This window comes from Spirochaetia bacterium 38H-sp, from assembly GCA_039023545.1.
Classification (GTDB): Bacteria; Spirochaetota; Spirochaetia; order Winmispirales; family Winmispiraceae; genus Rarispira; species Rarispira pelagica.
Genome location: JBCHKQ010000005.1, coordinates 58,285 through 81,704, shown reverse-complemented (window position 1 = coordinate 81,704; position 23,420 = coordinate 58,285). Strand labels below are relative to the sequence as shown.

Annotated in this window: 21 protein-coding genes; 14 read left to right on the top strand and 7 right to left on the bottom strand. The window is 39.5% G+C overall.

Annotated elements, in window-relative coordinates:
* Nucleotides 1-1,959, top strand: a complete 1,959-nt coding sequence (gene priA, locus WKV44_09535) for a primosomal protein N' (GenBank protein MEM5948779.1) — start codon at nucleotides 1-3, stop codon at nucleotides 1,957-1,959.
* 30 nt (nucleotides 1,960-1,989) lie between these two features.
* Nucleotides 1,990-2,259 carry a hypothetical protein gene (locus WKV44_09530; GenBank protein MEM5948778.1) on the top strand — a complete coding sequence of 90 codons (270 nt, stop codon included), beginning with the start codon at nucleotides 1,990-1,992 and terminating at the stop codon, nucleotides 2,257-2,259.
* A gap of 74 nt (nucleotides 2,260-2,333) precedes the next feature.
* On the opposite strand, the gene WKV44_09525 is transcribed toward WKV44_09530, so the two are convergent.
* Nucleotides 2,334-3,386 carry a 2-hydroxyacid dehydrogenase gene (locus WKV44_09525; GenBank protein MEM5948777.1) on the bottom strand — a complete coding sequence of 351 codons (1,053 nt, stop codon included), beginning with the start codon at nucleotides 3,384-3,386 and terminating at the stop codon, nucleotides 2,334-2,336.
* Between the two features lie 336 nt (nucleotides 3,387-3,722).
* On the opposite strand from WKV44_09525, the gene WKV44_09520 reads away from it, so the two are divergent.
* Nucleotides 3,723-4,937, top strand: coding sequence for a sensor domain-containing diguanylate cyclase (locus WKV44_09520; GenBank protein ID MEM5948776.1), 1,215 nt, complete (start codon nucleotides 3,723-3,725; stop codon nucleotides 4,935-4,937).
* 50 nt (nucleotides 4,938-4,987) lie between these two features.
* On the opposite strand, the gene WKV44_09515 is transcribed toward WKV44_09520, so the two are convergent.
* From WKV44_09515 to WKV44_09495, 5 genes are all read right to left on the bottom strand, one after another.
* Nucleotides 4,988-5,365 carry a hypothetical protein gene (locus WKV44_09515; protein MEM5948775.1) on the bottom strand — a complete coding sequence of 126 codons (378 nt, stop codon included), beginning with the start codon at nucleotides 5,363-5,365 and terminating at the stop codon, nucleotides 4,988-4,990.
* Between the two features lies 1 nt (nucleotide 5,366).
* Nucleotides 5,367-6,662, bottom strand: a complete 1,296-nt coding sequence (locus tag WKV44_09510; GenBank protein ID MEM5948774.1) for a response regulator — start codon at nucleotides 6,660-6,662, stop codon at nucleotides 5,367-5,369.
* A 10-nt stretch (nucleotides 6,663-6,672) separates the two neighbouring features.
* The gene (locus WKV44_09505; GenBank protein ID MEM5948773.1) at nucleotides 6,673-10,485 is read right to left on the bottom strand and encodes a PAS domain S-box protein; all 3,813 of its coding nucleotides are present in this window, start codon (nucleotides 10,483-10,485) and stop codon (nucleotides 6,673-6,675) included.
* Between the two features lie 132 nt (nucleotides 10,486-10,617).
* Nucleotides 10,618-12,531, bottom strand: coding sequence for a biosynthetic arginine decarboxylase (gene speA, locus WKV44_09500; GenBank protein MEM5948772.1), 1,914 nt, complete (start codon nucleotides 12,529-12,531; stop codon nucleotides 10,618-10,620).
* 162 nt (nucleotides 12,532-12,693) lie between these two features.
* On the bottom strand, nucleotides 12,694-14,109 hold the full coding sequence (locus tag WKV44_09495; protein ID MEM5948771.1) for a sulfatase-like hydrolase/transferase: 1,416 nt from the start codon (nucleotides 14,107-14,109) through the stop codon (nucleotides 12,694-12,696).
* 122 nt (nucleotides 14,110-14,231) lie between these two features.
* On the opposite strand from WKV44_09495, the gene WKV44_09490 reads away from it, so the two are divergent.
* The 11 genes from WKV44_09490 (at nucleotide 14,232) to sufU (ending at nucleotide 22,571) form a co-directional block, all read left to right on the top strand.
* Nucleotides 14,232-15,302 (top strand): radical SAM protein, encoded by a 1,071-nt coding sequence (locus WKV44_09490; GenBank protein ID MEM5948770.1) that lies wholly within the window; start codon nucleotides 14,232-14,234, stop codon nucleotides 15,300-15,302.
* Complete coding sequence (locus tag WKV44_09485; GenBank protein ID MEM5948769.1) at nucleotides 15,292-15,855, top strand: chromate transporter; 564 nt, start codon at nucleotides 15,292-15,294, stop codon at nucleotides 15,853-15,855. The genes WKV44_09490 and WKV44_09485 overlap by 11 nt, the downstream gene beginning before the upstream one ends.
* Nucleotides 15,852-16,436: a chromate transporter gene (locus tag WKV44_09480; protein MEM5948768.1), complete on the top strand. Its 585-nt coding sequence runs from the start codon at nucleotides 15,852-15,854 to the stop codon at nucleotides 16,434-16,436. Before WKV44_09485 ends, WKV44_09480 begins: the two co-directional genes overlap by 4 nt.
* Nucleotides 16,437-16,649: 213 nt before the next feature.
* A complete protein-coding gene (locus WKV44_09475) occupies nucleotides 16,650-17,063 on the top strand; it encodes an Rrf2 family transcriptional regulator (GenBank protein ID MEM5948767.1) in 414 nt (137 codons plus the stop codon).
* Entirely contained in the window at nucleotides 17,050-17,364 is a 315-nt protein-coding gene (locus WKV44_09470; GenBank protein MEM5948766.1) for a metal-sulfur cluster assembly factor, read from the top strand. Before WKV44_09475 ends, WKV44_09470 begins: the two co-directional genes overlap by 14 nt.
* Before the next feature lie 10 nt (nucleotides 17,365-17,374).
* Nucleotides 17,375-18,151 (top strand): Fe-S cluster assembly ATPase SufC, encoded by a 777-nt coding sequence (gene sufC, locus WKV44_09465; protein ID MEM5948765.1) that lies wholly within the window; start codon nucleotides 17,375-17,377, stop codon nucleotides 18,149-18,151.
* Entirely contained in the window at nucleotides 18,129-19,529 is a 1,401-nt protein-coding gene (gene sufB, locus WKV44_09460; GenBank protein ID MEM5948764.1) for a Fe-S cluster assembly protein SufB, read from the top strand. The genes sufC and sufB overlap by 23 nt, the downstream gene beginning before the upstream one ends.
* Before the next feature lie 10 nt (nucleotides 19,530-19,539).
* The gene (locus WKV44_09455) at nucleotides 19,540-20,622 is read left to right on the top strand and encodes a SufD family Fe-S cluster assembly protein (GenBank protein MEM5948763.1); all 1,083 of its coding nucleotides are present in this window, start codon (nucleotides 19,540-19,542) and stop codon (nucleotides 20,620-20,622) included.
* Nucleotides 20,623-20,631: 9 nt separating this feature from the next.
* Nucleotides 20,632-20,934 (top strand): non-heme iron oxygenase ferredoxin subunit, encoded by a 303-nt coding sequence (locus WKV44_09450; protein ID MEM5948762.1) that lies wholly within the window; start codon nucleotides 20,632-20,634, stop codon nucleotides 20,932-20,934.
* Entirely contained in the window at nucleotides 20,915-22,144 is a 1,230-nt protein-coding gene (locus WKV44_09445) for a cysteine desulfurase (GenBank protein MEM5948761.1), read from the top strand. Before WKV44_09450 ends, WKV44_09445 begins: the two co-directional genes overlap by 20 nt.
* Nucleotide 22,145: 1 nt before the next feature.
* The gene (sufU, locus tag WKV44_09440; GenBank protein MEM5948760.1) at nucleotides 22,146-22,571 is read left to right on the top strand and encodes a Fe-S cluster assembly sulfur transfer protein SufU; all 426 of its coding nucleotides are present in this window, start codon (nucleotides 22,146-22,148) and stop codon (nucleotides 22,569-22,571) included.
* Here sufU and WKV44_09435 read toward each other — a convergent pair.
* Nucleotides 22,499-23,401, bottom strand: a complete 903-nt coding sequence (locus WKV44_09435) for a hypothetical protein (GenBank protein ID MEM5948759.1) — start codon at nucleotides 23,399-23,401, stop codon at nucleotides 22,499-22,501. The genes sufU and WKV44_09435 overlap by 73 nt on opposite strands.
* Nucleotides 23,402-23,420 lie beyond the last annotated feature (19 nt).

Genomic DNA, 23,420 nt, shown 5'->3' with positions numbered 1-23,420 from the left:
ATGTTTGCAGAGGTTGTTTTTAATATTCCTCATAATAATTCTTTTTTTTATCGTGCGATAGATGGTTGTCAGGTTGGTGTACGGGTAAGAGCATCTCTCAAAAGGAGAGTTCTAACCGGATATGTTATAGGTATGACAGAGACTCTTCCGTATGATATTCCTGATAGTCGTATAAAAGATGTAGAAAAGGTACTGGATAGTGAGCCACTGTTTTCTAGAGACGGGGCTTTCTTTGATATGGCAAAGTGGGTGAGTTCTTATTATATGTGTAGTCTAGGGGAAGCTCTTGCTATGATGGTACCCCTTGGCAAAACACAGAGAGAGAATCCTGTGCCTTACGAAGAACCATCAAGCTATGTAAAACATGAGCTTACGGAGGAACAAAAAGAAGCGATTGAGACTTTTTATTCATCCGATTCTTACCTGTTTTATTTATATGGGATAACTGGCTCTGGCAAGACAGAGGTTTATCTTAGCATTGCGGAAAGACTCTTAAAAGAAGAAAATGGCTCCGTTCTCTATCTTGTGCCGGAGATTTCTCTTACATCTCAGATTGTTGAAAGCATGAGAAACAGGTTCTTGGATATAACTGGTGTTGCTATTCTTCATTCTAGACTTTCTGCAGGACAGAGGCTTAATGAATGGAAGAGGATTCTTTCTGGTGAAGCCAGGCTTGTTATAGGTGCAAGAAGCGCTGTTTTTGCACCACTTAAGAATTTGTCTCTTATTATATTGGACGAAGAACACGAATCATCTTACAAGTCCGGTTCTACTCCCCGTTATCATGCCAGACAGGTTGCTATGTGGAGAGCAAGAAAGGAAGGTGCAAGACTTATTATGGGTAGTGCCACTCCTTCTTTTGAGGCCTATAGAATGATGCGGGATGGTAAACTCCCTTTCTATGCGCTTACCAGTAGGGTAGGAGGTGGTGCCGAGCCAGAGATGAGAGTGATTCATCTCAAGGAGTTTCCGGGCCCTTTGTCTGCCCCTCTCTTAGAAGAAATAGAGCGGACACATAAGGAAGGCAGACAGACCATCTTATTCTTAAATAGAAGGGGGTTCGCTCATTATATACAGTGTCTTTCCTGTGGATATGAGATGATATGTAGGCACTGTTCTGTCCCTCTTACTTATCATGAGGCTCATAATATAATGATCTGTCACTATTGCGGATACAGGACAAGACCTATAGATGTGTGCCCTAAGTGTAACAGTGTAAATGTGAGATATGGCGGACCAGGAACAGAGCAGATGGAGAAAGAGCTGTCAAGACGTTTCCCTTTTTATAGGATAAGGAGGCTTGATACCGATACCGCTGCAAAAAGTGGCTATGTGGACAAGGTTATAGATGAGATGCATAGAGGGGAAGTGGATGTTCTCATAGGAACACAGATGATAGCTAAGGGGCTTAACTTTAAAAAACTTGGACTTGTGGGGGTTGTTCTCGCTGATACAGGTCTGCACATACCCGATTTTAGGGCTTCGGAGAGGGTTTTTTCTCTTCTTATGCAGGTTGCAGGGAGGGCTGGACGCTTTTTACCCGACGGAAAGGTTATTATTCAGACCTATCTTGCCAACCATCCTGCAATTGCGTATGCAAAAAAAAACGACCTGGAAGGATTCTATCTACGTGAGTTAAAGCTTAGAGAAGAGACCAATTTCCCGCCTTTTTCTAGACTAATACGAGTCCTGGTTCGCGGTAAAAAAGAATCTCGTGTAAAGTCGGAAATTTATAAACTTGCAGATGTTTTGAGGAAAAATCTACCTGCCGGAGTAGAGCTTCTGGGACCTTCTACCTGTCCTATGGAGATGATAGCAGGTAATTACAGATATCATCTTTTTCTGCGTGCAAAAAACAGCTCTATAATGCACGCTGTGCTTAAGAAGGTTCTATCAGGTTTTGAACTTACTTCCGGATTGTTCCTTGAGATAGATATTGACCCTGTAAACGTCACCTAGCATGGTGCAAAACAATATGACGGAGGATTTATGAGTCCCTTTGAAGTTTTGATGCTACTTTGTTTTGGTTCTGCATGGCCTTTTTCTATCTATACTTCCATAGTTTCTCGTTCTACACGCGGAAAAAATCCCGTGTTTTTGGTCGTCCTTCTTGCAGGCTATACGGCAGGTATATTGCACAAGCTTTTTTACTCCATGGATGCGGTAATTATTCTTTACTGTCTCAATTGGATTATGATTGCAATAGATTCTGCTCTCTATGTAAGAAACAGAAGACTGGAAAGAGTGTCTGATGCATAATGGTCAAAAACAGTTAATCAAGTCTGTTTTGCCACAAGCCTTACCTTATACAACAGGTAAGGCTTGAGATATTTTTACCAGCACCTTCCAACCTCTTTTTTTCTACAATTCTGCCGGTCGCATTTGTAGCATATTTCGTTATCAAGGGCTTTACCCTCTGCAAAGGCCCTGATATTTTCCATCGTTGTTTCCACAATGTTGGTAACAGCTTCACGTGTGAAAAAAGCCTGATGGCTGGTTACCAGCACATTGGGAAAGGTCATTAGCCTTGCAAGCACGTCGTCCTGTATATAGCTGTCAGAGTGGTCTTCAAAGAAATAATCCGTTTCTTCCTCATACACATCGAGTCCGGCAGCACCTATATGGCCGTTTTTGAGCGCTGCTATAAGATCACGTGTGGATATAAGCTGACCACGGCCTGTGTTGAGTATAATCACTCCAGGCTTGGTCAGCGCCAGACTGTCTTTGTTGATAATATGTCGCGTGTTTTCCGTAAGCGGACAGTGCAGCGATATCACATCCGATTCTTTGTACAACTTCTCAAGCTCAACATAACTAAAACCGTTATTCTCTGCCCATTCCGTCTGAGGGTAAGGGTCTGAGACAAGTACCCTCATACCAAATCCTTTGCCCAAGATTTCTGCAACAATCCTACCTATTTTACCTGTGCCAATTATGCCTGCTGTCTTACCGTGCAAGTCAAAACCCATAAGTCCGTGCAGGCTAAAGTTAAAATCACGCGTTCTCCAATACGCTCTATGGATTTTTCTGTTGAGGGCAAGAAGCAATGCGACAGTATGCTCTGCAATAGCATGCGGAGAGTATGCAGGCACCCTTACAACATGGAGTCTACCGTACACAGCATCCAAGTCAACATTGTTGTATCCTGCAGAACGCAGAGCGATCAGCTTTACCCCGTTTTTATAAAAAATGTCAGCTACCTGTGGCGTAACATAATCGTTTACAAAGAGACTTACAACATCATAGCCATTTGCCAGGACTGCATTGTCCTCTGTCAATCTGTCAGGAATAAATTTTATAAAAAAGCCATAGTTCTTATTGAGCTTTTCAAAAAACTCTATATCATACGGCTTGGCATCAAAAACCAAAATCCTTGTGTCTGCCATAGTCCCTCCTGGAATTTTGTTTACTAAAATAATAATAAATAATATCCGTAAAGTAAATAGTCTATAAAAAAATATAGATAAAAGGCTATTTTATCCCGAAACGCTCAGCCCGCTAGTCGGGCTGAGCTGCCTCCTGGCAGGAGAAAAGCATAGAGATTTTGTCTGCTTCATCTTTTATTTGCCGTAGGCAGGCTTAACCGCAGCTTTGTTATTTTTTGTTATGCAGGCTGCGGGTAAGCTGTTCGGTATAAAACGGTTTTTATTGGACTTGTTTTGATTTTTACTGGACTTTCTATGTTTACTTGATAAAACTATATGTTAAGGGCATATTATGATATGCAAAATAGAGGAGTTGTGATGTCCGATTTATCCGGCATACTGGATGAGTTTGAAAATGCAAATTCTGTGCAGCAGAGTGATGAGCTTTCTCTTTTAAAGTATTATGACTTGTTAAAAAAGATTGGAATATATGATCAGCTGGAGTCTTACAGAAATCAGGTCAATGACCTTGAAGATATTATCTCCAATGCAGTGGAGATTCTCAGTAAGTCTTCCATAGATGATGTGCTCAATCTTGTCGTAAGAATCCTCAATGAGAAGTTTATTCCGAGTTATCTTACGGTCATTCTACAGGAAGCAGGACTCAATGGAGATATTGTCATACGTTGTTATCAGAGGCTCAAGCAGGTAGAACCGCCTTTTACTATGGATTCTATAGAAGGTTATAAGCATTTCTTTGAGGAATACAGTTCTTCTGTTGCTTTTTCTCTGTTTTCTCTCAATGTGAACGATAAGTCTCTTGTGGAGCCTCTCAAAAAAGTGCGTGCGTCTATACTTGTGCCTGTTATAGGTATGGGAGGAGTATACGGATTAATCGTTTTTGGCGAAAAGGTTCTTGGAGATGAGTATACTCAGCACGAGCTGAGTTATATTGCAAAGCTTGTCAGCTTTGTGTCCATAAGTTTACAGAATAATATTCACTATCGTTCTTCTATCATAGATTTTAAGACAGGGCTTTACAATAATTCTTTCTTCAAACGCCGATTGGAAGAGGAGTTGTACGGTGTAAGACGGTATGGAAATAATCTTAGCCTGATAATGATGGATGTTGACCACTTTAAACTCTTTAACGACCGTTATGGACATCTTGCTGGAGATGAAGTGCTTATTTCTCTTGCAAGGGCTGTAAAAACCTGTCTCAGGACAGGTGATGTGGCTGCACGCTACGGAGGAGAGGAGTTTGTTATTCTTCTACCCAAGTGTTCTCGAGAGGATGCCATAAAGGTTGCCGAGCGTATAAGAAAGACAGTAGAGGCTATGGATGTCATGTTTGGGGGACAGCTTCTCAAGGTTACCATAAGCCTTGGCGTATCCACATGCAATTACTACAGGAGAAATGTCTCATCGGAGAGGTTTATAGAAGAGGCGGATACTGCGCTCTATGAGTCCAAGAAAAATGGAAGAAACAGGGTTACTGCCTTTAGAATAGGACTTCTTACCATGGCGGCTGCCATAAGGGACAGACAAAAATCCTTGCAGGAGAAGGGCTAGATAGACTCTTGCTAAGGTATTATCTTATAGTGTATTTTACCCGGTTTGTCTCAATAGTCATCGTCTGCAATATCCTGCATTTTCTCGCCAGTGCTTGCGCCTACCAAAGCCAGGAAAAAAGCAAGTCCTCCTGATAATGCAGAGAGAATAAGTCTTCCTATGCCAAAGTGTCTGGAGTCAAGTATGATACCAAGCACAGCTATGATAAAGGCTCCTATAGCAGGCTCTTTTATTGTTATACCAGGTGATATGTATCCTGTTATAAGCCCTCCAGCATAATAAACTACTGGCTTGAGTATCAGAAAAAGCAGAAAGCCTATTCCCAATGTCATAATACCCAAAATAGAAAAAGCAATACTAAAGATTATCTGAGCTATAAAAAATATTATAATGCTTATTCCTACCCACTTCCAATCTATGTCACCCATCTTATTTCTCCTTTATATTTTCCATAGGTATTTGTATAGTTGTTTTTGTTCCCTCTCCCTCTTGTTCTATGACAAGAGCGCCCTGATAATTATTTACCAGTATTTGCTTGATTGTTGCAAGTCCCATGGCTTCTATCCCAGTATCCAGAGCCTGCTCATCAAAGGCTCTTATTATGGATTTCCTTGATTCTGCATCAAGGCCTTTTCCTGTATCTGTTATCTCTATAAAGACAACTCCGCCATGGAGATAGGCTTTTACCATTATTTTACCTTCTTCGGAAGAGGATATAATGCTGTCTGCGGATAAGAGAAGATTGTGAGCAAGAGCCAAAAACAAATGGTTTCTATCTATGGTTGTTTTTTCTTCTATCGGTGATATTGTTATGCTTATGTCTATTGTAGCCGGAAGTATTGGGACTATTTCTTCTATTGCCATTTCTATCTCTTCCGATAGATTAGTCGGATCCATGTCTGTGTGTGTAACATGGTCTTTTAACATTGAGAAATATTCCTTGATAAAGAATAGTCCGTTGCTTATTGTGCTGTGGTGTTTTAAGACTTCTCTTATCAGGACAATATCTTTTTGTAGCTCAGCCTTTGAAAAAGCAGAAAAAATCTCCTTGGTTGCTTCTGGAATATTCTTTGCCAGGACTTCCTTGTTATTTACAAGATAGTTTTTTGTGACCAGGAATATTTTTTCCATCTGTGCAAGTGCTATTGTCGGATCGTTTTGGAGGAAAAGCTCTCTGTCCTTTATCATCCTAAAGCGCTGCTTAATATTTTCATAAATTGTTAGAAACATGAGTTTCTCATAGAACATTTTTCTGTTGGAAAACTCAAGATTGTTTATTGTCCTTGTATCAAGTTTTTCTGATTTGTCTTTTTTTTGTGATTCTTCTATCAATTTTTCCTGTTCTCTGATTCTAAGCTGTGTTTCTACTCTCTTGATGAGCTCTCTTGCATCGTATGGCTTGGCTATATAGTCCTGTCCCCCCAGCTCAAGTCCCTCCATAACACTTTCTCTGTCTGTCTTCGCAGATAGAAAAATTATGGGGATTTTTTTTGTTTTTGGATTGCTCCTTACTCTCTTGCAGACTTCAAAACCGTCCATCTCCGGCATCATAATATCCAAAAGAATAAGGTCAAAGTCAGTTTTCTCCAATCTTGCAAGAGCCTCTTTACCGCTTTCTGCAAAGGATACAACATATTTGTCCTGCAATATGCTTCCAAGAAGTTGTATGTTGGCTGGTGTATCGTCTACAATAAGAATTTTTTTTCTTGTGTTTTCTGTTGTCATGTTTGCCCTCCTAATTTATGCTATTTATAAAGTTTTCTATCTTATTTATCAGCTCTTTTATTCCTGGTATGTTAAAGCTGTCTATTGCCGTGTGCATCATTTTTCCCCATATTTTGTAATATTTGCATGGTAGATTTTCTCCGTATTCTATTGCAGTATCGGCGAGCTTCTTCATATCGCTTGTAAGACCTGTATCTTGTGCAATTTCTGCTAGTTCTTTTATTGTATCATGATAAGCTTTTTTTATTTCATCTTTTATTGCAAGTTCTTCATCAGATAAAGAGTCTGGTAGCTTTTCTACTGTAGATTTTCTTTTTTTCTGTTTTTCCTGTGTTGTTGTATCTATTCCCAGGTATTTTGCAATCATCCTGTAGAGTATTTCTCTACTAACTGGTTTTGTTATAACTTCTCTAAATCCCAGTGTCTTAAAATATTGATGTCTTTCTTTTAATATGGATGCTGTAAGAGCCAGGATTGGAACTTGTCGGTTTTTTTCGTCTTTGTAATATTCTTTTATAAACTCGTCTCCGCTCATTGATGGCATTCTTATGTCCATTAGTATTATGTCTGGCGGGTTTTTTCTGACCTCCTCCAGAGCTGTTGTACCGTCATCTGCCAAGATACAGGATGCTTTTGTAGGTTCAAGATATTCTACAAGAAGATTTCTGTTGAGTTCCTTATCGTCCACTATTAGCACTTTTTTTCCTTTGAGATCGGGTATGCCAGTGTTGGATATTATTTCTTTCTCCACTTTTTTTGTAGAATATTTAAGCCCAGGTATTTCTACAGAGAAACATGAACCTTCTCCGTACTTACTCTTAAGGCTGATTTTTCCCCCCATCATTTCTATGAGTCGTTTTGATATGGATAGGCCAAGACCTGTGCCTCCATATTTCCTATTATCCTGTCCTTCGCTCTGATGAAATGTTTCAAATATTGCTTTTTGCTCTTCTTCTTTTATGCCTATGCCTGTGTCTTCTACTTTTATATGTATATCCACTGTATTATCTGTCTTGTTTTTGCAGTGAAGAGAAATTTTTATATGACCTTTGTCTGTAAATTTTATGGCATTACCTACTAGGTTAAATATCACCTGTCTTAGTCGGAGCTCATCGATTTCTATGGATGGGGGGATGTCTTCATTGTATTCTTTTATCAAATCAATGTTTTTTTGTTGGGCTGCATTTGTAAATATGGAGGCAATCTCGTTTATAAAGTCTATCATATTTACCATGGTGTACGATAATTGCATTTTACCTGCTTCTATCTTGGAAAGATCCAATATGTCATTGATAAGAAGAAGCAAATTTTTGCCGCTGTTTTTTATTGCTTCAAGATATGTGAGTTCTCTTTCATCTTCTGCAATGTTATACAATAAATCTGTAAAACCAAGAATAGCATTTAGCGGCGTGCGTATCTCATGGCTCATGGTAGCCAAGAATTCACTCTTAGCTCTTGCTGCCTGCTCTGCCTGTGTTTTTGCCATGAGGAGTTTCTTTTCTGCTTCTTTTTGTATGCTCATGTCTATGGAAATAATTCCTATATAATTTGTCATACCCATGTCGTTCTTTATAAATGTTGCTGTTGTGAGCATAGGAAAGTCTATACCGTTTTTGTACTTATGCCATATTTCTTGCGCGGGCATTATTCCTGTTTCTTCCGATTTCTTTAGCTCTTCCTTTAACTTATAGAATTGTTCTTCTGTATGCAAAACAGATAGATTCTGTCCCATTATCTCACCAATTTCCATGCCGTGTATTTTTGCGGTATACGGGTTGGCGTATATTATTCTAAAAGAGGAGTCGACAATGATGGTTCCATATGGCGCGGATTCTGATATAGCTTTAAACAGCCGCAACTGCTTTTCCATTGTTGCACGCTGGGTTATATCCAGAGCGATTATTGTTGCACCTATTATATTTTTCTCTTTGTCCAGCTTGGGCGAGACTACAACTTCCATTTCTATGGGCATGAGGGCTTTTCTGGAGAAGGAAAACCGTGTTGTTATTGTAGAGCCTTTTAATGCCCGTATAAGGTATTTTTCTGCTGCTGTTCTTATCTTCCTTATGGGGAATATGTCTAGGAGATTTTTTCCTCTCTGAGGCTGTCTCTTAAAGTACATTTTGCTTAGTCTTTCCATTGTTGGGTTAAATATTTGTATGTTTAAGTCCGTATCCATGGAACATATTGCAACGCTTTCTGTACTCCTAAGGATAGCTTCCATCTCGGTTGCAACGCGTGTGAGTTCCGCACTTTTTCTTTTTACTTCTTCTTCCAGATGTTCTCTGTATTTTGCGAGTTCTCTATCCAATTTCTTTTGTTCTGTTATGTCGTCTACAAGGACTAGTATGTGGTCTACGTCTCCCAGTGGTGTAAGTATTGGTATCTTTCTGATATTTATAATTACAGAATCTGTTTTGTCCGGAAAACTTATTTCTAGTTCTTCTATTTCTGCTTCTTTTTTGGTTGATATTATTTCCTGGTTAAGTACTGCGGTTTCTGCAAAATATTCTTGGGGAAATACCTGCTCTTCTTTTAAGCCTAGGGTTTGTGCTCTTATTATACCGCTTATTTCTTCCATGGACTTATTCCATAGTGTTATGAGAAAGTCGTTTAAGGGATCAAGAGTGTATACGCCTATGGGTGTTGCCTCCAGAACCTGCTGATAAAACTGTCTCTGCTGCATTATAAGCCGCTCTGTTTTCTTCCTGTTGCTTATGTTGTGGAATATGATAAACCATTGTGCGGCTTCATACTGTTGGTGTATGGGAAAGACGGTTGCTTCAACCACAAGTTCCTGCAGACTCATGTGCCAGGCTATTTCTCTCTGTATTTGACTGCCTAGTTTCTGTGCTTCTGTTATTAAGGGTTCTACTTTGTTTGCTATTGTTTTTGATATCTCTGGAAGAGTCTTGCCTATGAGGCTGGGGAGAGGTTTTTTCTCCATAAGATAGATCCAGCTTTCAAAGGCGCTATTGGCATACAGTATTCTCGATTCTTTATCCACTACTACTATGTAATCTGTAAGAGAGTCCATTATTATGCCCAGCAGTCTGGATTGTTCGCTCATAGAGCGTGTAAACATCCTGTCTGCATGAATATCAATAAGTATTAATATGTCCTGTTTATTATTTCTTCTTATGGGTATGAGAAGGAATTTTTTTTTGCCGTAATCTGTAACTATTGTTATTTCTTCTTCTGTAAAAGTTCTTTTTCTTATCAGTATGTCTTCTGCTGTTTTTCTTGATTCTGTTGTTATTTTTGCAAGAAAGCTTTCTAATGTAACGGATGAGAGGTCCTTATTATCTTCTCCGGGCATGATGTAGTCCACTGTGGATTTCTCTTTGTTATAAATCAGTATGCCGCTCTTAGGGGTTATAAGGTGGTCTGTGAGTGCTTTTATATATTCTGGGCTGTTTTCCTGACAGAACAGATTTTCCTCCGGCTTGTTCTCCAGTATATTAAATATGTCGTCTTTGTTTAAATCTGTTTTTGGGTTTGCAAGAGCTAGTACTGCAGCAAGTTTCTTTTGTTCTGTCAGTGGGATTAGAAGTATACTTCCGTCCATTATCTTGATGTTTCTATCCGGATTTTTCCTTATTTCCTGCAGCCATATGTCAGCATATATTCCCGATGTTTTGAGCATTGCGATTATGTTATTATTTTTGCTACTGTGTATGCTTTCTGCTATTGTGTCTTCTTCTATACGCATAAAGGAGGCGTTCTCTGCTCCACTTTTTTTGCATGTTCTTTCCAATAGTTCTTTTACTTCTTTTGTGGAGATTTTGCTAATGAGATGTGTGTTTTTTGCTTCTGTACTCATTGATTTAATTATAGGTTTTTGTGTGTGTTGTTTTCAAATTTAATCGGGTTTTTTGTTCTTTTTTGCAGAATCTCTTTGCTGTATTTTAAAAAAAGCCGGCCTGCTTGCAGGCCGGCGTTCGGTATAATGTGTTTATTCGAAATATGTATAGCCTCTTAGTCCTTCCTCAAAGGCTTGTGCTATTTGCTTTTTTTCTACGAGGTCTATTTCCTGTCTTTTTAGTGCTGCTTCTATTTTTTTTCTGAGTTTTTGCAGGATGTTTTTGGGGATGTATTCTACATAGGTTAGTATGTCTTCTACAGTGTCTCCTTCTACTTCTCCCATAAAGGATATTTCTCCGTCTTCGTCAAGGCCTATGCTGACTATGTGAGGGTCGCCAAACAGGTTGTGCAGGTCTCCCAGTGTTTCCTGATATGCGCCTACCAGGAATATGCCCAGTATGTAGTCCTCGTCATCTTGCAGCTTGTGTAGCAGCAAATAGGGTTTTGTATCATATATGTCTATAAATTTGTCTATCTTTCCGTCGGAGTCACATGTTGTGTCTGCGATTATTGCGGGGATTTCCGGTTTCTGGTCAAGTTTGTGTATCGGGACAACCGGAAAGAGCTGGTCTATTGCCCAGGAGTCCGGTAGGGACTGGAATACGCTGAAATTCCCGTAGTATATGTGAGCAAGGGCTGCTTCTGCGTCTTCTATTTCTTCTGGTATGTACTTTCTCTGTTTTGCCAGCCGGACTATTTTTTCTATGCTGTTCCAGAAATAAAGTTCTGCAAGCCCGCGCTCCCTCAGATTGACATCCCCCATAAGGAACTTGGAGCGCATCAAATCACGGTAATATATCACATCGTGGAATGCTTCCTGTACGTTCTTGACAGTTATATTATTATAAATTTCTACAAGGTCTCGCAGCTCCGTGGATGCATCCTCCTGTATACTAAGGCTCTCTGGTGGGACAGTAAGGCTGCTGGAGTCAAGCACGTTAAAAAGCAGAACACTGGAATGCGCAATTACAAAGCGCCCGGACTCGCTTATAATAGTAGGATGCTCTAAGCCTTCTGCATCCAAAAGCTCCTTGACTTCTTCTACGATATCCGTTGCATACTCTGCAAGGTCATAGTTTCTGCTGGAGTGAAAATTGGTCTGAGAACCGTCATAATCAACGGCAAGACCGCCACCGACATCTATAATACCCATGGGAGCGCCTTCTCTGCACAGAGAAACATAGTAACGTACTGCCTCTTTTACCGCACCCCTTATGTGCCTTATATCCGGTACCTGCGAGCCGAAATGATAATGGAGCAGCTTAAGATGCTGCAGCATACCTGCTGCTTTGAGCTTCTCCACGGCAGATACAATCTGATGAGCCGTCAATCCAAATATGGACTGGTCTCCGGCACTCTCTGACCACTTACCGGGTACACTGGAGGACAACTTTACCCGCAGTCCGATAAGCGGCTCAATATCCAGCTCCTTAGAACGCTCAACAATAGTATCAATCTCAGAAAGCCTCTCTACAACAATTACCACCTTGTAACCCAGCTTACGCCCGTAAAGAGCAAGGTCAATAAACTCGCTGTCCTTGTAGCCATTACATATGATAAAACTCTCTCTGTCTTTGACATAAGACAGAGCAATAATAAGCTCTGCCTTGCTGCCAGCCTCAAGCCCATAATGATAAGGCAGCCCCATCTCCGTGATATCCTCCAACACCTGCTGCTGCTGATTAACCTTGATGGGGAAAACCCCCCTGTAGACCCCCCTGTAGCCACTCTGCTTGATAGCCCTTGCAAAGGCGTTATTAAGAGCTGCAATCCTGGAACGCAAAATATCTCTAAAACGTACAAGCACGGGAAAAGAAAGCCCGCCTTTTACAATCTTCTGCGCAAGCTCGTACAAACTAACCTTCTGCTTATGCTCGCCATAAGAAAGAGACACCTCAATCTCGCCATTCTTTCCCGGGGAGAAAAACCCCTCACCCCATCTGCTTATACCGTAATATTCATCACAGTCGCTTACTGACCATGCCTTAATCTCTTTTCTTGCCATAAACACCTCTATAATTTGACATAATATACAACACAATGGAAAAATAGAAAAGGATAAAACAAGCCGAACGGCATAATGCGCGCAAACAACAAAGATTACAATATAAAGAAAACAAGCGCACATTATGCCTGCCTGCAGGCGCATAAAAACAGAGCAAAGAATCTAATAAGGCCACACGGGATCTTTACCTCTGTCCCTCTTTACAAGAAACTCCAGCAATAACAGACGCATGTTTGAGAGCACATCTTTATAGGAAGGATAATCTGCCAGATTATTACGGCAATACACATCATTATTGGCGTCCCATAAGAACTCTTTACCATCATCTTTTATAAGATATCTGTACTCCTCTGTGCGTATGGTTTTCCAGCCTCTATGCTCTGTAAGAGCAAAATCTTTATGTCTATCTCCATTTATGAGATTACATATACTCTTACCATCCAGATGAGGGGGGCGCTTTATACCTGCAAGTTCCAGGACAGTCGGCAATATATCAACACCTTCGCATATATCCTTTATTCGTATTCCTCTGCCGGGTTTGCATACATCCGATACGGATTCTGGAATTCTTATAAGAAGAGGAACTCGACTTACAGCGTCGTCTGCAGGATACCCCTTACTAAAACGCCCGCAATCGCCGAGCCATTCTCCGTGATCGGAAGTAAATACAATTATAGTATTCTCATATTCCCCAGAATCCTTAAGCGACTTGATAATTTTGCCGACATTATAATCAACCTCTGATACCATTGCTCTGTAACCCAGAATAAGCTCTTTTACTGTGTCCATAGAAATATTTGCATTTCTTAGCCTGTCTAATTCTTCCTTAGTATATTGGGGAAGCTGTATAGATGTTGCATCATATAAATTAAGAAAGTCTTTTGACGCAATCATTGGAGCGTGAGGAGCAAAAAAGCCTGCCATGATAAGCCAAGGAGAAGATGAGGAAGTAATCTTTACTGATGTTTTGTCTGCAACAAAAGAACTGTGACTGAGCTCTTTTGGGATTTTACTTATCCATGTTTTTAGAAAATCATCACGAGGAACATCCGGAAAATACGGACTGTTTATTGATTTTTTGCCCATCAGTCTGTACCAATCAAAGGCAGCCGGTGGCATGCCTGGATTTATTCTGTCTCTTATATTTTTTTCTTTTGATACTGCCCAATAATAATAATCATCTTCATATGCACCCGGCTCGTCACTTATTTCCAAGTGAGAAAAACCATAAGATGGATGCAACTCCCTGTGATCACGGTTGGCATGTGGTATAAAATGCATCTTACCAAAATATGATGTATCGTATCCGTAAATATTAAATATATGCGCAATATTTATTTGATCTTCTGGAAGAGGTATAGCCATATCCAATATTCCAAGAGAAGAAGGATATTTTCCTGTCCAAACACTTGCTCTGCTTGGCATACATAATGGATTTTGTACAAAACACATGTCAAACATATATGATTCTTTTGCTAGATTATCCAGATTTGGTGTTATGTAATTGGGGTTGTTGATTCCCAGCGCATCCCACCTTTGCTGGTCTGTGTTTATAATAAGGATATTGGGTCGTTTCATTTTGCCTCCATAATAAACCGTTTTCTATAATATATATTGGTATTTATTTTTTGTAAATATTTGTTTTATTGATAATTTTGTAATATATTGATTTTTTATAGAAAACGATTTAATAATAAGCTATGATAACGGTTATGCTAAAGCCTGTTTCTTCGCTGTGTAATCTTTCTTGTCAGTATTGCTACTATAAAGGTGTGCATTCTGATAACGTAAAGACGACGGATAGTGTTATGCTGGTTGATACTGTTGAGCTTCTTGCTTCTCAGTTTAAGAGTGCAGGTGTAAAAAAGATTGCGATAGGATTTCATGGAGGAGAGCCTCTGATTGCTGGGCATGAGTTTTATAGACAGTTTTTTTCTATTATGGATTACTCCGGTATTGATTGCGTTTATAGTATACAGACTAATGCTACAATCCTGGATTATGATTTGTTAAAATTATTCAAACAGAATAGAGTTCTTGTAGGTGTTTCTATTGATGGATTAAAACTTTTGCATGATAGAAATAGAAGGTTCCATAATGGAAGTGGTTCTTATGATATTGTAAAGAAAAATATATCTTTGTTTCAAAAAGAAGGATTGTGTGTAAACTGTCTTACAGTAGTAGATGATTTGATTTCAATAAATATAAAGAAGGTGTATGAAGCACTGAAAAAAATGAGACTTCGCTGGTTTCAGTTTATTCCACCTTTACCTTTTACCACAAAAATAACAGCTGATGAATATGCTTTTTTTCTCCACTCTTTATGGGATTTGTACGTATCCGATATTATGAGCGATAATCGTATCAGTATAAGATGGTTTGATGCTGTATTGTCCAGGGCACTGGGAAAAACGGTGTATTCCTGTGCTGCGGGAGGGAAATGCATTATTACTCCTGTCATAGAAAAAAACGGAGATGTCTATCCTTGCGATTTTTTTTGTACTGCCGAGTGGAAATTGGGTAATTTGTGGGATACTGATCTTTTTTCTATTTTAAACTCCAATACTCTTAGTGCCTTCATGAGTTTTGCAGGTGATAAGGGCTTTTGTAATAAATGCGAGGTCTTTTATCTCTGTGGTGGTATATGCTATGCTTATAGAGATTCGTATCTCTGTCCTGCTGTCAGAAGATTTCTTATTGCAAGAGAAAAGCAGATAGTATCGTTGGCAGGATATATAAAACATGCTTTTGGAGAGGCCATTGGAAAATAAATCCATATCTGAGATAGAGCTTCTTGGCACTTTTTTAAAAATAGGCGCAGTAGCTTTTGGTGGTGGTTATGCTATGATTCCTATAATCAGATACGAGGTTTGTGATAAGAAAAAATGGCTGGATTATTCTGCTTTCTCTGATATAGTAACTATTGCTCAGACTATTCCGGGACCTGTAGCTATAAATACAGTGGGGATTATTTCTTACAGGCTGAGGGGCCTGGCAGGACTTTTAGCAGCTCTTTCTGGTGTTATTCTTCCTGCTTTTTTTGTAATTCTTGTTTTTTCTGCGTTTGTATATAATTTTTCTGATAATGAGACAGTAGGGGCTGCTTTTGTTGCTGTTAGGGCTGCGGTTGGGGCGCTTGTTTTTTCTGTGTTTCTGTCCCTTTTGAAGGATATAAAAAAAACGTTTTTGTCGTTTTTGCTTGTTTTTACAAGTTTTGTTTTAATATTGTTTTTTGATGTGGAGCCTGCTTTTGTGCTTCTTACTGCGATTTTTATTGGGCTTGTCTGTTATCTTGTAGATAAAATATCCGGGAGAAACGGATGATGTTGGTTGCAAGACTTTTTGTGTCGTTTTTTAAAATAGGGATAATGGGTTTTGGTGGAGGGTATACTATAATCTCGCTTGCTTCTCATGAGTTGCTTAAAAACAATTGGGTCGATGTTGGGACTTTCTCTGATATAATAGCTATCTCTCAGATGACGCCTGGACCAATAGCGATAAATCTTGCAACATTTACAGGCTATAGGGTTGCTGGGATTTTGGGTGCTGTTGTTGCTACTCTCGGGGTAGTAAGTCCGTCTGTATTGTTGATTATGATATTTGCAGAGCTTATATCAAGGGCGGAGAAACACCCCATAAAAGAGCATGTGTTTTATTTCCTAAGGCCTGTTGTTCTTGGTCTTATTCTCTATGCTGTTTTCCTTCTTGTAAAAGGGGCGTTTTTATCAACAGGGGCTGAGCTGTCTGTAGAGATAGGAGGGAATGCTTTTTATGTGCCTGCGGTTATTGTTTTTTTTATAAGTTTTTTCCTTATAAGGAAGTTGAGATTGTCTCCTCCTTTTGTTATGGGTATAGCTGCATTTTTTGGTGTTGTTATGCACTTTATAGGTAATGCTCTATTCTGATTTTTCTGTGTCCTTTTATCTTATTTTGGTAGCTTTGATTTTCTTTGCCAAGGGCAGCGGGGCACGCATGAGTGCCCCGCGTTCGGTATAAATTTTTTATAATCAGATTTATATGAAATTACGGTTTTTTTCTGCTTTTATATTGACTATAAAATGATGATATAGTAATTTTGTTTTAAATAGGATAAAAAATGTCCTATTTAAGGAGTTGGTGTGATAAGGATTCACAGGGATATGGAGTATGCTTTGCTTGCGTTGCTCTATATGGATAAAAAAAATGAGCTTGTCTCTGCTAGAGAGCTTGCGGAGGCTGAGGGGATTCCCGAGGCAAGACTCAAGAAGCTGCTTCAGAAGCTAGCACGTGGTGGGGTGGTGGAGGCTCTTCAGGGTGCTTATGGTGGTTATAGGTTAGCTGCAAATCTTTCTACTTTGAGGTTGGGGCAGGTTGCAGAGGCTTTGAAGGATAGTTCTTCTTATCTCCCTTGTGATAAGGATACTGTTGACTGCAAGAAGACGGCGTCATGTAAGGTGAGGAGTGCTCTTCTTGGGATAATTGGTCTGATAGAAGAAAATATATATAGCCTGTCAGTAGGGCAGGTTTTTGGAGGCTTAGATGTCAGAGAATAGTGTAACAAGAGAGGCTGTGTATAATGCCTTGTCCAATGTTTACGATCCGGAGCTTGGGCTTCCTATAACGGATTTGGGGCTTGTGTACAGGGTGGATGTCAAGGATGAGAGTATAGAGATAGATTTTACTCTTACGTATCCAGGGTGTCCGCTTGAGGATGTTATAAAAGAGTCCATAAGGGCTAATGTGGCTGCTCTTACGCAGTCTCATAGGTTAGATATCAATCTTGTGTGGGAGCCTGTGTGGACTCCCGATTTTATGAGCGAGGCTGCAAGGTTTAGTCTCGGTTATCCTATATGAGGAGATGTTAATGGCAAAACTTGAGATAAGAGAGCTTTATGCTGAGGTCGAGGGTAATAAGATATTAAAGGGTGTTAATCTTGTTGTAAATGACGGAGAGATTCATGCTCTTATGGGTCCAAATGGTTCTGGTAAGAGTACGCTTGCCAATGTGATAATGGGGCATCCTTCTTATATCGTTACGTCTGGAAGTATATTGTGGAACGGTGATGATATAACGGCTTTGCCTGTAGAGGAGAGAGCAAGAGCGGGTATTTTTCTTGGTTTTCAGTATCCTGTTGAGGTCCCCGGACTTACCATAGGTAAGTTTATAAAGAGGGTTCTTGATAAGCAGGATAATAAGAGTGTCTCTGTGTCTGATATCATATCAAGACTTAAAAAATCTGTAAAAACGGTTGGGCTTCCGGAGGATTTTATCAATCGTTCTCTCAACGATGGTTTCTCAGGTGGTGAGAAAAAGAGGATGGAGATTGTTCAGATGCTTATGATGCAGCCTAAGCTTGCAATGCTGGATGAGATAGACTCTGGGCTTGATATAGATGCTCTCAAGGATGTCTCTGTTGGGGTTAATTCTTTGCGTGGAGGTGATTTTTCTGCTCTTATTATTACGCATTACCAGCGAATTCTGGAGCACATTTCTCCTGATTATGTGCATATCATGTACAGGGGGAATATTGTTAGGTCTGGAGGAAGAGAACTTGTGGAGCTTCTGGAAAGAGAGGGGTATGAGAGTATAAGGGCTGAGTACGGTATAGAGGAGAGTGATGATGAACTCGTCAAAAGTTGATATAGGCGATTATAAGTTTGGTTTTTCCGATAATGTTAAGCCTGTTATAAGAGAAGAAAAGGGTCTTTCTGAGGAAGTTGTAAGAAGGATATCGAAGCATAAAAACGAGCCTGAGTGGATGAGGGATTTTAGGCTCCTCGCTTATAGGATGTTTATATCCAAGCCTATGCCCAATTGGGGGGTTGATCTGTCAGAGCTTGATTTTGACGATATTTATTATTATGTAAAATCTACTGATAAGGCTGAGAGAACATGGGATGATGTTCCTGATACTATAAAGAAGACTTTTGATAGGTTGGGTATTCCGGAGGCGGAGAGAAAGTACCTGGCAGGTGTAGGTGCTCAGTATGATTCTGAGATGGTTTACCATAATATACAAAAGGGGCTTGAAGAAAAGGGGGTTATTTTCTGCGATCCGGAAACTGCTGTAAGAGAGCATCCTGAGCTTGTAAAAAAATATTTCGGTACGGTTATTCCTCCTGGGGATAATAAGTTTGCTGCATTAAATTCTGCAGTATGGTCGGGTGGAAGTTTTGTCTATGTTCCCAAAGGGGTTAAGGTGGATATCCCTTTGCAGGCCTATTTTAGGATAAATACTCAGAATATGGGACAGTTTGAGAGGACTCTTATAATTGCAGATGAGGGAAGTTTTGTTCATTATATAGAAGGGTGTACTGCTCCGGTATATACAACGGCTTCTCTTCATAGTGCCGTGGTAGAGATAATAGCTCTTCCCGGCGCAAGGGTCAGATACAGCACCATACAAAACTGGTCAGGTGATATTTATAATCTTGTCACAAAGCGAGCTGTTGCTTATGAAGGTGCTACGGTAGAGTGGGTTGATGGAAATATAGGCAGCAAGAAGACTATGAAATACCCCTCTGTTATTCTCATGGGTGAGGGTGCTCATGGCGAGGTGTTGTCCATAGCTTTTGCAGGGAAGGGACAGGAGCAGGATACAGGTGCCAAGATGATACACGCAGCCCCGCATACTTCTTCTGTTATTACTTCCAAGTCTATAAGTAAGGATGGGGGTGTTGCAAGTTATAGGGGGCTTGTTAAGGTAGAGAAGGATGTTAAGGATGTAAAGTCGCATGTAGTATGCGATGCCCTTATTCTTGATCCTAGTTCTACCAGTAACACTTATCCTTATATGGATATAAAGTCCAGTGATGCACGTATAGAGCATGAGGCTAGGGTTAGTAAGATAAGCGAGCAACAGCTTTTTTATCTTATGTCCAGGGGATTTTCTGAGGATGAGGCTGCAAGTATGATAGTCAATGGTTTTTTGGATCCTCTTGTTAAGCAGCTTCCTATGGAATATGCAGTAGAACTCAATAGGCTCATAGAGCTTGAGATGGAGGGCTCAGTTGGTTAAGCAAATGGATATGAATACAATAATAAGACGAGCAGAAAAAATGGCAGAGAATATGGCTCTTCCTTCCGGTTTTGAGGAAGAGTGGAGAAGGACAGATATATCAGGCATAGATTTTGACAATTTTAAGAAGAGCGACTGCAATGTCCATGTGAATGGAGCAGCTGCTCTTATGCCTTATGAGATAAAAGACAATGCCTTTATTAGTATGCAGGAGAATATGTTAAGCAAGGCTGATAATGTTTTTATTTTGCGAGCCATGTCTTCTGCTGTTACCAGATATATAAGAATAGAAAAGAACGTTGATATTGAGATAGAGCTTGAGCAGGATCTTGGAACAATCTCCGATGTGCATCTTATGTTTTTTGTGTTGCCTTCTGTTACGGCCAATGTGGTCATAAAGCATAATGCAGGTAGAGGCTCCTTTATCAATCTTGTCTGCAGTGGCCTTGTAGAGGATAATGCATCCTTAAACATATATGATCTTGGAACAGAGCTTCTTAGTCCTTACAGGATGGCGCATTCTTATGTAGAGTTAAAGAAAAATGCTAGATTTGTGCATTTTTCTGGTATGATGGGATACTCTTTTATAAAACAACGTATATGGGTAAATCTTTTTGGCAGCGGTGCGGATGCACTTCTTCTAGGTGCTTCTGTGCTGTCCGGTACTGAGCATTATGATTTTAGAACGGTACAGGAGCATTCTTCAGAGAGAACTCATAGTGTATCAAGGTATAACCTTGTAGCTGGTGATAGAGGAAGAGCAGTATATCAAGGGCTTATAGATGTAAAGGAAAGGGCAAAAGGAACGGATGCATATCTTTCCAACAAGAATTTGCTGTTATCAGATGATGCGGAGGTTTCTTCTATACCTACGTTGTCCATATCTACGGATGATGTACGATGCAGTCATGGTTCTACCAGCGGAAAGGTAGGGGATAAAGAATTGTTTTATTTGAGAAGCAGGGGGCTAGATAAGGCTCAGGCAACAGCATTGCTTTCTTCTGCTCATATCAAGGATGTCCTTGATTTGATACCTGATAGAGAAGCAAAAATAATATATAGGCTTGCAGAAAAAAAGATTAAAATGCTTTAAGGGGAAGGTGTGGCTAAGTGGTATAAGACTATCAAGGCAGATTCCTTTGATAAAAGCACAGGTGTTATGTGTGGAAAAAATAAGATAGCTTTGTTTAAGCTTGATGGAGAGGTCTTTGCTCTGGATGATGTATGCTCTCATGAATATAGTCTGCTTTCGGAAGGAATGGTGTGGAAGGAGCATGTGTATTGTCCCAAGCATGGTTCTCGCTTTGATATAAAGACAGGCAGGGTATTGGATTTTCCTGCCACAAAGAATGTTAAAAAATACGATGTTAAGATAGAAGATGGGTATGTCTATGTCAAAGTATAATAATATTGCACATATAAAAGAACAGTTTCCAGTATTAAAACAGACTATACATGGAAACCGCCTTGTATATCTGGATAATGCTGCATCAACTCAGAGGCCTATACAGGTAATAGAATCAATGACGGATTATGCAAGGAACAGTCATTCCAATGTGCATAGAGGCATACATTTTTTATCAGAAAAAGCTACTTATCTATATGAGAAATCCAGAGAGAGAGTAGCGGAGTTTATCGGTGCTAAATCAGACGAGATTGTTTTTACAAGAAATGCAACAGAGGCAATCAATCTTGTTGCAAGAACCTGGGCTGAGCAGAACTTATCAGAAGGTGATATTGTACTACTGTCCGAACTCGAACACCATAGTAATATAGTGCCTTGGCAGTTGCTTTCGGAAAGAAAAAAGATAAGACTCAGATTCCTTCCTTTTAATGATATAGGGAAAATCGATGTTTCTGTGCTGTCAGATATCTGGGATGAATCTATCAAGCTTGTTTCTGTAAGCCTTATGTCTAACGTCTTTGGCACCATTCAGCCGGTTGAAGAGATAATAAGCTATGCTCATGCAAGGGGTGCTATAGTGATGCTTGATGCCGCTCAGGCAGCAGCACATATGCCATTGTCAGTAAAGGCTCTTAATTGTGATTTTATGGCTGTTTCTGCACATAAGATCTACGGGCCTACGGGAATAGGTTTTCTTTGGGCAAAAAGGGACATACTGGAAGATATGCCCCCGTTTCTTGGCGGAGGTGACATGATATTATCCGTGGATTTATATTCTTCCTCATGGAATGATATACCTCATAAGTTTGAAGCAGGGACTCCCAATATAGAAGGGGCTGCGGGGTTTGCCGAGGCAGTTTCTTTTATTTCTTCTTTGGGCTTTGATACTATCATAAAACATGAGAGAGTGTTGACGGACTATGCAATAGAAAGGTTAGAAGATATAGAAGGGCTTACTGTCTACGGGAGTAAGGATTCTTCTCATAGAGGTGTTATTTCTTTTTATGTCGATAATATCCATCCTCACGACGTAGCTCAGATTTTGGACAGCAGAGGAGTAGCTGTAAGGGCTGGTCATCATTGTGCTCAGCCTATTATGAAGCGGCTTTCTGTCCCTGCTACTGTAAGAGCGAGTTTTGCAATATATAATACTGTAGAGGACATAGATGTTCTTGTTTCTGCAATAAAATATGCTAAGGAGTTCTTTTAATATGCAGTTTAATGATCTTTATCAGGAGATACTTCTTGATCATTATAAACATCCGCGGAATAGAAGGGATTTATCACATATTCCTGATTCTCATCTTCATAATAACCCGACATGTGGAGATTCTGTAAAACTTGAGGTTGATGTAAAAGACGGAATAATAGAAAAGGTGTATTTTGACGGTCATGGATGTGCCATAGATATGGCTTCTGCTTCTATTATGACAGATATAGTAAAGGGGAAGAGCAAAGAAGAAGCCATATCTTTTGTAGAGAACGTATTGGCTGTATTGCGAGGTGAGAGCAAGGAGCCTCTGGATAACTACGGAGATCTTGTTGTTTTCTCCGGTTTGCGCGATTATCCTGTGAGAGTAAAGTGTGCTACATTGCCATGGCATGCCTTGCTTGCAGAGTTGAAATCGCTAAAATAATTGTTTATAAAAGATGTTCCCTCCTGAGAGCGTTTTATTATATAGTATATACCTGAGTCAATTGTTCCTTTTGGAATGTTGAGAACTTCTGCTATATCGGAGTGTTTTGCACGGATTGACATCTTTTCTAGTTTTCTGTCTAGTTTTTTGAGTCTAATTTTTTTCTTTTCTATTTCCTCTATAAGTTGTATTTTTTCTTCCTCACTTGCAAGTTCAATTTGTTTTTCTAGCAGAAGTATTCTCATATTTAATGCATTTCTCTTTTTTTGTACGATTTGTCTTTTTATTATTCTGCTATGGCGTCTTTTTCTGAGTTCAGAAAAAATATATTGCAGATGGTCTGTTTCTATTTCCATTATTTCTGCTATTTCTTCCTCATAATCTGGAGGGAGGTATTCTATTTCTCTTAAAATAAGGAAAAAAAGTCTGGTTCTTTCTTTCCCTTTTGCATTTTTTAGTATTTCTGCAAGCATTGATGTTTTTTTATCATGTGCACTATTAAAGGATAGTGCTGACCTGTTTAAATATAGCTCCTGAAAGTCAGAACTTGATAGAATATCTTCCAAATTATTGCGTGTGGATATTTCTTTTAAAAAACTTTTATATTGCCATTTAATTGTCTTTCTAAGGTAATGAGAAAATGGTATTCCTTGATATTCAAATGTTTTACAAAGCTTTTTTAATCTAGGATAAAAGAATATCAGAAATCCTCCTCGGTGTTCTTCGTTTCTTGGATAATTGTAGATTTCTTCTGCTAGGATAGAAAAAATGTTTTCAAACTTTTGTCTTTTTTCTTGATACTTGATGACTTGTTTTGACAGATAGTCCATATATATCCCCCTTATGATA

What these genes read in the sequence shown, in the direction of transcription:
- WKV44_09470 (MEM5948766.1), top strand. Translation starts at nt 17,050, where the DNA reads ATGTCAGAGAATAGTGTAACAAGAGAGGCTGTGTATAATGCCTTGTCC.
- priA (MEM5948779.1), top strand. Translation starts at nt 1, where the DNA reads ATGTTTGCAGAGGTTGTTTTTAATATTCCTCATAATAATTCTTTTTTT.
- WKV44_09455 (MEM5948763.1), top strand. Translation starts at nt 19,540, where the DNA reads ATGAATACAATAATAAGACGAGCAGAAAAAATGGCAGAGAATATGGCT.
- WKV44_09435 (MEM5948759.1), bottom strand. Translation starts at nt 23,401, where the DNA reads ATGGACTATCTGTCAAAACAAGTCATCAAGTATCAAGAAAAAAGACAA.
- WKV44_09525 (MEM5948777.1), bottom strand. Translation starts at nt 3,386, where the DNA reads ATGGCAGACACAAGGATTTTGGTTTTTGATGCCAAGCCGTATGATATA.
- speA (MEM5948772.1), bottom strand. Translation starts at nt 12,531, where the DNA reads ATGGCAAGAAAAGAGATTAAGGCATGGTCAGTAAGCGACTGTGATGAA.
- WKV44_09445 (MEM5948761.1), top strand. Translation starts at nt 20,915, where the DNA reads ATGTCTATGTCAAAGTATAATAATATTGCACATATAAAAGAACAGTTT.
- WKV44_09490 (MEM5948770.1), top strand. Translation starts at nt 14,232, where the DNA reads ATGATAACGGTTATGCTAAAGCCTGTTTCTTCGCTGTGTAATCTTTCT.
- sufU (MEM5948760.1), top strand. Translation starts at nt 22,146, where the DNA reads ATGCAGTTTAATGATCTTTATCAGGAGATACTTCTTGATCATTATAAA.
- WKV44_09530 (MEM5948778.1), top strand. Translation starts at nt 1,990, where the DNA reads ATGAGTCCCTTTGAAGTTTTGATGCTACTTTGTTTTGGTTCTGCATGG.
- WKV44_09515 (MEM5948775.1), bottom strand. Translation starts at nt 5,365, where the DNA reads ATGGGTGACATAGATTGGAAGTGGGTAGGAATAAGCATTATAATATTT.
- WKV44_09510 (MEM5948774.1), bottom strand. Translation starts at nt 6,662, where the DNA reads ATGACAACAGAAAACACAAGAAAAAAAATTCTTATTGTAGACGATACA.
- WKV44_09520 (MEM5948776.1), top strand. Translation starts at nt 3,723, where the DNA reads ATGCAAAATAGAGGAGTTGTGATGTCCGATTTATCCGGCATACTGGAT.
- sufC (MEM5948765.1), top strand. Translation starts at nt 17,375, where the DNA reads ATGGCAAAACTTGAGATAAGAGAGCTTTATGCTGAGGTCGAGGGTAAT.
- WKV44_09480 (MEM5948768.1), top strand. Translation starts at nt 15,852, where the DNA reads ATGATGTTGGTTGCAAGACTTTTTGTGTCGTTTTTTAAAATAGGGATA.
- WKV44_09495 (MEM5948771.1), bottom strand. Translation starts at nt 14,109, where the DNA reads ATGAAACGACCCAATATCCTTATTATAAACACAGACCAGCAAAGGTGG.
- sufB (MEM5948764.1), top strand. Translation starts at nt 18,129, where the DNA reads ATGATGAACTCGTCAAAAGTTGATATAGGCGATTATAAGTTTGGTTTT.
- WKV44_09505 (MEM5948773.1), bottom strand. Translation starts at nt 10,485, where the DNA reads ATGAGTACAGAAGCAAAAAACACACATCTCATTAGCAAAATCTCCACA.